We start from the raw sequence: 12,659 nt of genomic DNA on the forward strand, positions 1-12,659 counted from the left end.
TAATGTACTGCGCCTTATAGCAATCATATTGTGCAAGCTATGCTGCTAAAAGCGGCTTAGGGTTCTACATACTAAGGAAGTTAAGCTATGAATAAAAACACCACAAATACTGGTGGCAAATGTCCAGTAATGCACGGTGCTACGACCGACAACAGCATGCCAAATACCAAGTGGTGGCCTAAAGCGCTTAATCTGGATATTTTGCATCAACATGATGCTAAGACCAACCCCATGGGCGATCGCTTCAATTATCAAGAGGAAATTAAAAAACTCGATGTCGCCGAGCTAAAACTAGATATGCATGCACTGATGACAGATAGTCAGCCATGGTGGCCTGCTGACTGGGGGCACTACGGCGGCTTAATGATCCGCATGTCTTGGCATGCGGCGGGCACTTACCGCACTGCTGACGGCCGCGGCGGTGCTGGCACAGGTAATCAGCGCTTTGCCCCGCTTAACTCCTGGCCTGACAACGTCAACCTCGATAAAGCCCGTCGGCTACTGTGGCCAATTAAGAAAAAGTACGGCAACAAGCTCAGTTGGGCAGATTTAATTGCCTACGCAGGCACCATAGCCTATGAATCCATGGGGCTTAAAACCTTCGGTTTCGGCTTTGGCCGTGAAGATATATGGCATCCTGAAAAAGACATTTATTGGGGAGCTGAAAAAGATTGGCTGGCTCCAAGTGGCAGTGAAGGCAGTCGCTACTCAGGTGAGCGTAATCTCGAAAACCCACTAGCGGCAGTGATGATGGGGTTAATTTACGTCAACCCAGAAGGCGTTGATGGTAACCCTGACCCACTAAAAACCGCCCATGATATACGGGTGACCTTTAAACGTATGGCCATGGACGATGAAGAAACAGTGGCCCTTACCGCTGGCGGCCATACCGTGGGTAAAGCCCATGGTAACGGAGACGCAAGTCTACTGGGCCCAGAGCCAGAAGCCGCTGACATTGAACAACAAGGCATGGGCTGGAATAACCAAGCGAACCGCGGTATTGGTCGTGATACGGTTTCCAGTGGTATAGAAGGCGCATGGACGACTCACCCAACCCAGTGGGATAATGGCTACTTTCAACTGTTACTTAACTACGATTGGGAGCTCACAAAAAGCCCAGCAGGTGCTTGGCAGTGGCAGCCCATCAATATTAAAGAACAAGATAAACCTGTTGATGTTGAAGACCCAAGCAAACGTTACAACCCCATGATGACTGATGCTGATATGGCGATGAAAATGGATCCTGAATACCGAAAAATCTCCGAGCGTTTCTATCATAATCCTGATGAGTTTTCTGATGCTTTTGCCAGAGCTTGGTTCAAGCTGACTCACAGAGACATGGGGCCTAAAACCCGTTATGTCGGCCCTGATGTGCCAGATGAGGAGTTGATTTGGCAAGATCCTATTCCCGCAGGAAACCGCCACTACGATATTCAATTGGTAAAAGAGCAAATCAGCGCCAGCGGGTTAAGTGTTAGCGAAATGGTAACAACAGCATGGGACAGCGCCAGAACCTTTAGAGGCTCAGATATGCGCGGCGGAGCCAATGGTGCCCGTATTCGTTTAGCACCACAAAATATGTGGCAAGGCAATGAGCCGACACGCCTGTGTAAGGTATTAACTATACTTGCCCAAATCGCGACAGATACCGGCGCCAGTATCGCCGATGTGATTGTTCTAGCAGGTAATGTCGGGGTTGAACAAGCTGCCAAAGCGGCAGGTTATGAGATGATAGTGCCGTTTTTTCGCGGCCGTGGTGATGCAAGCCAAGCGATGACCGATATTGACTCCTTTGCCGATTTGGAGCCGCTTCATGATGCATTTCGTAACTGGTTAAAGAATGATTATATTGTCAGCGCCGAAGAGTTAATGCTTGATCGCAGTCAACTGATGGGGCTCACTGCCCCTGAAATGACGGTACTTGTGGGCGGTATGCGGGTGCTTGGCACCAACTACGGCAATACATTACATGGGGTATTTACCGATAATGTTGGCGTGCTCAGTAATGACTTTTTTGTCAACCTCACCGACATGAATTATAGCTGGCAACCAAAATCAGATAATCTGTTCGATATTTGTGAACGTCAAACAGGCAAACTCAAGTGGACGGCAACACGGGTAGATTTGATTTTTGGCTCAAACTCACAGCTGCGTGCCTATGCTGAAATGTATGCCCAAGATGACAATAAAAAACGATTCGTTCGCGACTTTATTACAGCGTGGGCAAAGGTGATGAACGCTGATCGTTTTGATTTAATCTAAGTCGTAAACAGGCATGAACGCAATTTAAGTCTAATGCTAACAAAGCGTCGAGATTAAAAAACAAAAAAGCGAATCAATCGATTCGCTTTTTTATGCTTTAAGTTAACAACTCAAGCTAATGCTTTTTGCTCTTAACTCAAGCTACTGATTTAAAGATTAATCAGCTTACTTGTAAAAGGCTTCAATAGTGCCTTTAACTGTCATCATTAACGGTTGACCGCGACGGTCTAACGCTTTGTGAGACGGTACTTTAACCCAACCTTCACTGATGCAATATTCTTCAACGTCAAAACGCTCTTTACCGTTAACGGTAATACCAATGTCGTGATCGAAAATGGCAGCCACATGATGTGGGCTACGTGGGTTAACGGAAAGGCGATCAGGTAAAGCGAGTTTCTCAGTTGAGTCAGTCATGGTCTGCTATCTGTAGTAATAAATATATCCGCTATTGTAGGCAATAGCGCCGTTTTGCTCAAGCGCAGCAGTCATAAATATCAACTAACTAAATAGCATAGACTTTCAAATCAAAAGATTTGTTTAACTATCGATATCGCTTAGGTCAAATCATTCACGTAACTTTCACACTTGTTGCGTAAAACTGTTAGCTGTTTCAAATTTCGCTATTGGTTAATCCTGTAAACTTCGCGCCAACAAAAGCTATGTTGGTAAGAGTAAATTTTACCAGATAATGTGTATAACAAATTTGTTTACTACATTTGTTTACTACAATAATCGCAGGTCACTAACGCTTATAGCGCTAAGTGGATCTCTCACCCAATACCATAAGGTTTTGGGGCTCTACCTGCCGTAGCTATGTAGCCAATGAATACTCATTGGTTAACTGATATTTAAGAGATCAAAGGTTATCTACTATGACGTCTAAACAGACCACCAAGGCTACTGCAGCCTCTGCTCCATTTATCGATCGCTATTTCAACATTTCTGCCCGTGGCAGTACCTTAAAACAAGAACTCATTGCCGGTTTAACAACTTTTTTAGCCATGGTGTACTCGGTGATTGTGGTGCCCAATATGCTTGGCACTGCAGGCTTCGACCCTGAGGCAGTATTTATCTCCACTTGCTTAATTGCCGCTTTTGGTTCTTTACTCATGGGGCTATGGGCTAATTTACCCATGGCCATTGGTTGTGCTATCTCACTCACAGCATTCACGGCATTCAGCATGGTACTGGGTCAGGGGATATCAATTCCGGTGACTCTGGGCGCTATTTTTCTTATGGGTCTCATATTTACTTTTGTGAGTGTCACAGGGATCCGCCAGTGGGTACTGACTAATTTACCTCAAGGTATTGCTCACGGTACAGGTATTGGTATTGGTTTGTTCTTACTTTTGATTGCCACCAATAGCGTGCAATTAATCGTCTCTAACAATGCTGGCTTACCGGTAAAATTAGGTGACATCAATAGCCTGCCCGTTATTGCTACCATTATTGGACTTGCGGCCACCATTGGCCTTGAACGACGCGGGATACCAGGCGGTATTTTACTGGTGATCATTGGCTTATCGCTATTTGGGTTATTGTTTGATCCCAACGTGACCTATCAAGGCTTGTTTGCCTTACCTGATTTAATGTCTGATAAATCATTAATTGGTCAGCTCGATATTATGGGCGCATTAAACCCTGTAGTACTACCCATTGTCTTGGCTTTGGTGATGACCGCTATTTTTGATGCCACAGGTACCATACGTGCCGTTGCAGGCCAAGCAGAATTACTTGATGACAAAGGTAATATTATTAGTGGAGGTAAGGCACTTACCTCAGATTCTGTAAGCAGTATTTTTGCAGGCGCAGTCGGTGGCGCCCCCGCTGCAGTGTATATTGAATCAGCTGCAGGTACAGCGGCAGGGGGGAAAACAGGACTAACCGCAACCATCGTTGGTGTATTATTTTTACTGATGATGTTTTTGGCGCCATTAAGCTATTTAGTGCCTGCATATGCCACCGCGCCCGCGCTGATGTATGTTGGCCTGCTGATGTTAAGTAATGTCAGTAAGCTTGATTTTGACGATAAAGTCGATGCAATGGCAGGGCTAACTTGCGCAATCTTTATTATTTTAAGTTGTAATATCGTCACCGGAATTATGCTAGGGTTTGTCACCTTAGTCATTGGCCGAATATGCAGCGGTGAGTGGCGTAAGCTTCGAGTGGGCGTTATCGCCATAACCCTTGGTTTAGTTGTTTTCTACATGGGTGGTTGGGCAATTTAATCACCTTGCTTACGATAGCAAGTACTTACGATAGCAAGGCCAACTATTGACGTTGGCCTTTTTTTCTTTTTGTTAATGATCAGCCATAAAAAAGCCTATCCACGCAAGGTGGCGGGCAATTCAATAGGCCCTCTATCACTTCTGCGCATAACATCACTGTATCACCATTAACCACGACGAAAAGTCGACTACGAATGTGAAAAATACCAAGTGTAAACCAAAGTAAAGTTAGTTGATAAAGTCAATTAACTTAGGGTAAATTGCGCTGATTGCAGCAATCTATTTTCATGTCAGTCAATGAATATGAATCGCTAATTGGGATAATAAAATGTCATCGATGATGGTTAATGGAAACTTGATAAATGAAAACTTGGAAAGACGATTTAGGTAAAACACTCTACGTCATGGATGCACTACTGTTAATTGGATTTATATTAGTTTGCGCCCCTAAAGCCACAGGGGTTTTATTGCACGAATGGTTAAGCTTATTGTTTATAGTCCCTTTGGTTATTCACCTATTACTGCACTGGGACTGGTTAAAGTCACTGCCTAAAAAGTTTGTCAGCCAATTATCTGGTGAAGCCCGTTTTAATGCTGTGTGGGATTTTATTTTCTACCTAGCAATGGTGATGGTTATTTTAAGTGGCTTTTTGGTGTCAGAAGTGATGCTACCTCAGCTAGGGATTCATTTTGACATCCTTCCGGTATGGTCAAAAATACATCACGACCTAGGCAATCTATTGATGCCAATGCTAGGGATCCACTTAGCAATGCACTGGAAATGGATTAAGGGTATGAGTAAAAAGTTTTTCAAAAAACAAACAGCAAAAAAGGCCTAAATTATGAAATACCTTAGCCACAAATGGATAAGCCGTAGTTTTATTATTCTGTCAATTTCACTGCTATTCACCGCTTTATTGTGGACAGTATCCCTGAGTGAGTGGGCGACAACTTTCAATATGGTTATTAGTGAGCCCCACTCAGAACCGAATATTTCACCATTACTTATCGGTGTTATTTCACTTATCAAAGTAACCTTATTGACGCTGATACCGGCTGTGTTGTGTCTTGGAATTATGACTTTTGTCAGTTCAATATCGCGCTTTTTAAAGTTTCGTTCCCACAACATGAAGCTAAAATCCTAAGGATTAATACCTTGCGCTGGTAATTAATTGCCACAGCCGAACTGTAACATCCTCAATCCTCAACTTACTTAAGCCATAGCTAAAGTAAGTTGTGTTGCTTTTCTCTTTATCGAATCGACCACTCAGTTACACCAGTTCCTATAACGTCCTATGCTCTTTGTTTTATCAGAGTATCAATAGCTAATCTTGTCATTTATAACCCCAAAACTAAAAGCTCCCCCATAGCAACCAAAAACGATTTAAGTTATTGTAGTACAAATAGGTATAGCTCGATGATAGTCCCTGCAAACGTTAGTAGTGCAGTGTGAGCTAAGCGCCTGTCAATAAGCTTATTGGAGCGATTATTCAAGATTGAAATATGGTTATTTAGCCTATTATTCAACGTTAACGCCTTCTATAACTTGATTAAATTTACAACTTATTCTGTTTTTAACTGATTTAACTTAACCGCATTTAAGGTCTAGCCGTGCCCTCTCAGTCCTATGTAAAAAAGAACCTTTCCCTTGCTTGGCCATTAGCATTAAATGGACTGCTGATGCAGTCCATGTTGATGATAGATACCTTATTAGTATCGCCTTTAGGCGAAATCCCCTTAGCGGCTATGGGCATAGCCACTGCTATTGTTGCTGCTATTTTGGGTATTCAAATGGCATTGGCCAATGGTACCCAATTGGTGTTGAGTCGCGCCGTTGGCTCTGGCAATAATCAAACACTATCAAAAGCATTCTGGTCTGGGATGATGATTAACTGCTCGGTGGGCTTGCTTTTTTGGATATTGCTAACCCTGTTTGATCGCCCTTTAATTGGCCTGCTGACAGACAATGTGTTGTTACAACAAGAAATTGCCAGTTACTTAGTGATTTCAAAATACATCATACTTTACACTGCACTAACCCAGGTGATGATTGCCCTGTTTAATGGCTTGGGTCGCACTAAAATTCCCTTTAAAGGGTATCTCATTGAGTTGCCCATTAACGCCGTCTTGTCCTATTTACTTATTCATGGTTATCAGTTTAGCGATACGATCGCAATTGAAGCTATGGGCGTTCAAGGCGCCGCTCTAGGTAGCATTATTGCCATAAGCGTGCGGCTTATGTATCTGGGATCATATATGAAATTCAGCCCTGTAATCGAAATCACGCTGCCAGATAAAAACACCTCAATGAGCCGCAATATTCGGCTGCATTTTATTGAGATATTCCCGATTGCAGCCAACGTCACTATGCTGATGATAGGGGTGACTGTGTATCAGTTGCTGTACTCACAGCTCGACATTAATGCCTATGTCGCCATCACCTTGGTGATGCCTTGGATTAAAGCGGGAACCCAATTTATTGCGGCTTGGTCGCACTCATCAGCCATTACCATTAGCCAAGCGATTGGTTCTAATAAGATGGATGATTTGAGTAAAAACGTTGATACCAGTATCGATATTGCGGTGGTTATTTCAGTGATTTGCGCAATGCTGTTTGGTCTTATGAGCATTTTTATTGCCGATATTTACCCACATTTAGATGCAGCAACCTATCAAGCGTTAGCTGTCATTGCGCCGCTATATATCTTTTTGCCCATCGTGCGTGGTTACAACACGGTTCATGGCAATATATTACGAGCAGTGGGTAAAACTACCGCAGTATTCAAAATTAACTTTACTGGCCAATGGGTGATTTCAATCCCCTTATGTGCACTGATCATTTTAGTCTTTGATGGGTCTATTTTTTGGGCCTTTGCTATTCAGCCATTTGAAGAAGTCGTTAAAGCCCTGCCGTTTAGGCAACTCGCCAGAAAGTCGCTAAAAGAGTTCGATCATAAAAAAGCCCAAGCATTGATGTATGACTAAAACCTTTGTCTACAAAGTGCTGCTATTGTCAGTGACAAGTAGAGAATTGATACACTCAACAGGTTTAGATTTTTTCAGGCGCTATTGAGCTAGGCAGATTTATTGCCTTTACCAGCTAATCCACCATTTTATGATCTCGGCCAAATTACCAAATGCTAATACTTGCTAGTATCGCGGCAAATTTCACTGAGTAATAAATATGCAATTAGATTTAAATGGTATGACGCCACAACAGTTTCTTGAACAGTATTGGCAAAAGAAACCACTGGTGATCCGTCAAGGCTTTAAACACTTTGAAGACCTGCTTTCACCAGAAGAAATGGCAGGCCTTGCTTGCGAAGACGTGGTTGAATCGCGCCGCGTGTTTAAAGCAAACGATGAATGGCAAGCTGAGTTTGGCCCATTTGAATCCTATGAAGAGCTCGGTGAAACTGACTGGACCTTAATTGTCCAAGCCCTTAACAACTGGGTGCCTGAAGCTGAAGAGCTGATCAAATGTTTTGATTTTATCCCACGCTGGCGCTTAGATGACGTCATGGTCAGTTATGCGACACCGGGTGGCGGAGTTGGTCCTCATATCGATCTCTATGACGTATTTATCTGCCAAGGTTCTGGCCGACGTCGTTGGAGAGTTGGCGATCTTGGGCCGCACAAAGAGTTTGCAGCTCATCCGGCATTACTGCACATCGAAGCATTCGACCCGATCATTGATGTTGAATTACTCCCTGGCGATATCTTGTATCTGCCACCAGGCTACCCTCATGATGGGGTAACCCTTGAGCCATCAATGAGCTTTTCTGTGGGTTACCGCACTGCATCGGCAAAAGATATGATCAGTTCAATGGCCGATCACATTATCGACAAAGATTTGTGCAATGAGCAAATTGCCGATCCTGACCGCGCCTTAAGCGAACACTCAGGTATTGTGAACAGCAGCGATCTTGAGCGAATTAAACAGCAACTTTTTGCCACCCTTGATGACAAGCTAGTCAGTGAATTTAGCGGTCGCTACCTAACACAGTCTAAATGTGAACTTGATTTACCCGAAGAGAGTTTAGGGTTTCAAAGCTTAGATGTGACTGAGCAGCTTAAGCTGCAACCTTTAGTAAAGCTTGGCGGCCTGCGCACGCTGTACTTTGAAACCAGCGTTGCTGATGGCGTGCTGTATATCAATGGCGAGCAACTGCAATTATCAGCAGATAAAGAAGCCTTAATCGCACTGCTATGTGATACCCAAGAGCTTAGTGCACAAGACCTAAGTCCATGGTTAAACGATAACGATGTGGTTGAGCAATTAACCGCTTGGGTCAATGCTGGTTACTGGTATTTTGACGACATCGACTAAATCAGATTGGCTCAGATAAGCTGCAGTTGATGACATTAAGTTAGTGATCAACTGAAGAAACAGTCTTTATCATGCAATCAACAAAAATGGTTCAGCGACATCAGTCACTGAACCATTTTTTTACTGTTAGATTTGCAATAATTTAATGCCTAGCCAAATTCAGTAACATGCTAATCGGTATTTAAGTTAATGGCGGTGGCGTTTTTACCGTACGTAATGACACGGATGTATGAAACTTGCGAATGTTAAAATCACAACGCAATGTGCTATCAATAAATTTTCATAGGCTTGTATGTCCGTAACGCAGACAATAAGCATGAAATCGTAACGGCCCGAGATTTGATAGCACTGAGTGACTTCAGGCGCTTTCATGACAATTTGTCGAAATAATCGATAGATATCATCCCGGTCGCGATCCATTTCAATCGACACAATCAAAGTCAACTTATTGCCTGATAACTCAGGGTTAATCAAACAAACATCACCAATAATGATCCCAGCCTCTCGTAAGCGTTTTATCCGCTTCAAACACGCAGGCGGCGACAGCCCCACTTCTGCAGCGAGATCGATATTCTGAATTTTATTATTCGATTGTAACTGCATCAAAATGCGTCGATCGATCCTGCTGGCTCATGGCTTACCCATAGAAGCGAGCATTGCAAAAAAGCCGGGGGTTCCCTATGGGCAACATTAGTGATCCGTATCGGTGGAAGTTTTGCCCTTGCTTGGCTATAACACCAGTTTTATCGCTATAGCGAATAGGGCCAAGAGGCTGCGGTCATTGTATGGCAACAGGAAGGTAAACAAGGTATTGGCTACCTAGCATGGTTTGTGGAGCAGCTAGAAAATCTAGCGATGACTTTTGTGGTTATCGCAGCACTCATGTTTGTGCTTAAAATATTAAAACTAACAGGTTTTGAACGCCTATTAACCATGCTTCTGAAGCCATTATTCAAATTAATCGGCATCGGCTATTTACCTCAACAATACCTGTTCATTCAATATCCTAACGCAGATAAAATCGGTAAGTTCTGTCAATTTTTTGTTAAAGATGTCCCCGTTACAGTACGAGGTTTAATCGAAGGCCATGAAGCCTCTGTGATTGCTTTTCAAGCAACCATAAAACAAACCCTCAGCACACCGGTAAAAATGTTAGTGCTGAACTTTCCTGACATTATGGTAATTCATAACCTACGTTCTGCGAAAAGAGTATTAACTGAGTTACCTTGCAAGGTTACATTTAAAGACCAACAACTTGAGGCCACCATGACTGATGTGTCGCTGTCAGACTGTCATATCAACATTATCAACGGCGGCTTAGATACATCAGCAGCATCCTCAACAATTACCGTCACAATAAATGATGACGATAATGAAGACAAAGAGGCTTGTTTAAGTGTGACTTGTAAAATTTGTAACCTAAAACCCTTTGTCAGAGGTGTTGAGTTTGGTGGGGAATTTGAAGCAGACCAAGCTTCAATCATTGAATCGATTATTCACATGGCCTTATTGTCAGAAAGATAGCTTTATAAAGGCTGACTTAACATAAATGCGCCCGCACAAAGAAAACATCTCAAGAACAACCAAGAAACAACATTGCTACATGCGCGCAAATTTCGAGCAAGCAAACCATTAGTCACATTAAAACAACTATTAACCTCACAGAACAACACAATAATCACTCATAATAACAACCTTCAGGCCGATATAGCTAACAATTACAATTAGGGACAACCTAAGCCACAACACGCTGTCAGTTTGCCAGGGTGTAGGAGTCAATATTCATGAGTTTTCTATCAACATTATCCATTCGCAATAAATTAATCACTGCCATGTTAATTGCGGTAATAGCATCAACCAGCATCGTGGCCTACGTCGGACAAAGCAGTGCTAAAAATGTCCTATCAACAAGGTTAGAGCAATCTGATATGCCAAACCTGGTGCAGCGTATTCGTAATGCTATTGATGGTGAAATCAACCAAATGAAGATAATGACCCAATCAATTGCGTCAAATAGCATGATAAAAATGTGGATCGATCAAGGACAAAGTGCTGAGGGTGAGCATTACCTCATCCAGTTTTTAGCACAAACTGCACGTGATAATGGCTTCAGTAAAGTCTCATTTACTGACAACAACAACCATAAACACTGGAATCAAGATGGTTTTTTACGCGAGCTAAAGCCAGATCATGATACCTGGTTTTTTAACTTCCGAGACAGTAATAAAACCGAATCAACTAGCATCTATAAAGACAGCAAGGGTTTCACTGATATCTATATCAACGCCCAACAACCTAATGGTTTTGGGGTTGCTGGAGTGTCTAAATCATTTGATGAAATGGTTGATTACCTCAACAGCTTCAAAATAGAACAATCTGGTTTTGTGTATCTCGTCGATGGTAACGGCGTCATCAAGGTGCACCCCAGCATCGATTACAAGGCTAAACAAACCATTAGTGACTTATATCCGTCAGTTAATACCCATAAGCTGATAAATAAAAGTGACTATGCCTCCGTTATGGTGGATCAACAATTGATCGCATCGAGTTACATTGCCAGTTTAGACTGGTACATTGTTGCACAAGTCCCTTTAGAAGAGCTTTATGCTGGCTTAGATACGTCGCGCAATAACATTATCATCACCTTTGTCGTGATAGCCGCATTATTTACACTAATCAGTGTTTATTTAGGGAACAGCTTAGTGCGCCCGATAAATCAGCTGGCCGATACATTTAAAGAATTGGGTGAAGGCGAAGGCGACTTAACCCAACGACTTAATGAAAATGGCAACGAAGAAATGCGCCGACTAGCACAAGGCTTCAATGCTTTCATTAGTAAATTAAACAATGTTATTCAAGAGCTTGCTACCACTACTTTTGATGTTAATAGTGCATCTCAACAAGTCTATACAGATGCGCAGCACTCTAAAAAGCTCACTGATGTTCAGCGTGATGGCGCTCATCAAGTGTCGGTAGCCATTAACGAAATGGGCAGTACTATCGCAGAAATTGCCAATAATGCTTCAGTGGCCGCCCAAGCAACTACTGAAGCAACGCAAAAAGCACAACGCGCACAAACGGTAGTACAAGAGTCAAATTCAACTATTAATGACATGGCCAGCAATATGGAAGGTGTGTCGATGAGTATTGTGACTTTAGCCGAAAAAAGTAATGCCATTTCAAGCGTATTAGATGTGATCAGGGCTATTTCAGAACAAACTAACTTACTGGCCCTTAACGCAGCCATTGAGGCTGCTCGCGCAGGTGAGCAAGGTCGAGGCTTTGCGGTGGTTGCCGATGAAGTGCGTAACCTTGCTAAGCGCACTAGTGATTCTACCGATGAAATTCACCTTATGATTACTGAATTACAAAATGGCGCGAATGCTGCGGTATCATCGGTTCAAGAAGGTCGTGAGCAAGCTAAACTAGGTGTTCAAGCGTCACAAAGAACCTATCAAGCTCTTGAAGACATCGCCGAAAATGTGATGCAAATTTCAGAACTTAATATACAAATTGCCGCTGCCACAGAAGAGCAGTCTGCGGTGATCAATGAGATCAACCAGCATGTGGTAAATATTAGTGACAGCAGTGACAGCAGCGCTCAAGCCTCGAACAGTATCGAAAGCTCTAGCGAAGCATTAAAGTCAATGGCCAATGATTTAGATGGTTTGGTTAAACGCTTTAAACTTTAATCAGCAAAGATGATGGCGAGTAGTGGCAGAATGATTTAAACGCTATCACAGATAATCCTCCTAAATTTGACATTTTAAAAAGCCAAACGATTAAAAAGTTTGGCTTTTTTGTGTCAACAATATACAAGCTGTACTTAAATCAATTAA

General features: G+C 42.7%; 9 protein-coding genes. 7 read left to right on the forward strand and 2 right to left on the reverse strand.

Going from position 1 to position 12,659, the window contains the following annotated elements; translation table 11 throughout:
• Nucleotides 1–87: 87 nt before the first annotated feature.
• Nucleotides 88–2,262: a catalase/peroxidase HPI gene (gene katG, locus Q4557_RS03525; RefSeq protein ID WP_102476679.1), complete on the forward strand. Its 2,175-nt coding sequence runs from the start codon at nucleotides 88–90 to the stop codon at nucleotides 2,260–2,262.
• A gap of 165 nt (nucleotides 2,263–2,427) precedes the next feature.
• Here katG and Q4557_RS03530 read toward each other — a convergent pair whose 3' ends face one another.
• Nucleotides 2,428–2,676: a DUF3297 family protein gene (locus Q4557_RS03530; protein ID WP_076539562.1), complete on the reverse strand. Its 249-nt coding sequence runs from the start codon at nucleotides 2,674–2,676 to the stop codon at nucleotides 2,428–2,430.
• Nucleotides 2,677–3,134: 458 nt separating this feature from the next.
• Between Q4557_RS03530 and Q4557_RS03535 the strand changes: the two genes are divergently transcribed.
• From Q4557_RS03535 to Q4557_RS03550, 4 genes are all read left to right on the forward strand, one after another.
• Entirely contained in the window at nucleotides 3,135–4,490 is a 1,356-nt protein-coding gene (locus Q4557_RS03535) for an NCS2 family permease (RefSeq protein ID WP_303410714.1), read from the forward strand.
• A gap of 362 nt (nucleotides 4,491–4,852) precedes the next feature.
• Nucleotides 4,853–5,329 carry a cytochrome b/b6 domain-containing protein gene (locus Q4557_RS03540; RefSeq protein ID WP_198589374.1) on the forward strand — a complete coding sequence of 159 codons (477 nt, stop codon included), beginning with the start codon at nucleotides 4,853–4,855 and terminating at the stop codon, nucleotides 5,327–5,329.
• Nucleotides 5,330–6,101: 772 nt separating this feature from the next.
• Nucleotides 6,102–7,475, forward strand: a complete 1,374-nt coding sequence (locus Q4557_RS03545) for an MATE family efflux transporter (protein WP_102435658.1) — start codon at nucleotides 6,102–6,104, stop codon at nucleotides 7,473–7,475.
• 199 nt (nucleotides 7,476–7,674) lie between these two features.
• Nucleotides 7,675–8,820 (forward strand): cupin domain-containing protein, encoded by a 1,146-nt coding sequence (locus tag Q4557_RS03550; RefSeq protein ID WP_303410715.1) that lies wholly within the window; start codon nucleotides 7,675–7,677, stop codon nucleotides 8,818–8,820.
• A gap of 204 nt (nucleotides 8,821–9,024) precedes the next feature.
• Here Q4557_RS03550 and Q4557_RS03555 read toward each other — a convergent pair whose 3' ends face one another.
• Complete coding sequence (locus tag Q4557_RS03555) at nucleotides 9,025–9,423, reverse strand: Lrp/AsnC family transcriptional regulator (protein WP_303410716.1); 399 nt, start codon at nucleotides 9,421–9,423, stop codon at nucleotides 9,025–9,027.
• 228 nt (nucleotides 9,424–9,651) lie between these two features.
• Here Q4557_RS03555 and Q4557_RS03560 point away from each other — a divergent pair, with 228 nt between their 5' ends.
• Nucleotides 9,652–10,344 carry a PilZ domain-containing protein gene (locus Q4557_RS03560; protein WP_303410717.1) on the forward strand — a complete coding sequence of 231 codons (693 nt, stop codon included), beginning with the start codon at nucleotides 9,652–9,654 and terminating at the stop codon, nucleotides 10,342–10,344.
• Between the two features lie 260 nt (nucleotides 10,345–10,604).
• Complete coding sequence (locus Q4557_RS03565; RefSeq protein ID WP_303410718.1) at nucleotides 10,605–12,512, forward strand: methyl-accepting chemotaxis protein; 1,908 nt, start codon at nucleotides 10,605–10,607, stop codon at nucleotides 12,510–12,512.
• Nucleotides 12,513–12,659 lie beyond the last annotated feature (147 nt).

Origin of the sequence: Shewanella sp. 5_MG-2023 (assembly GCF_030547465.1) — a bacterium.
In the GTDB taxonomy this organism is placed as follows: domain Bacteria; phylum Pseudomonadota; class Gammaproteobacteria; order Enterobacterales; family Shewanellaceae; genus Shewanella.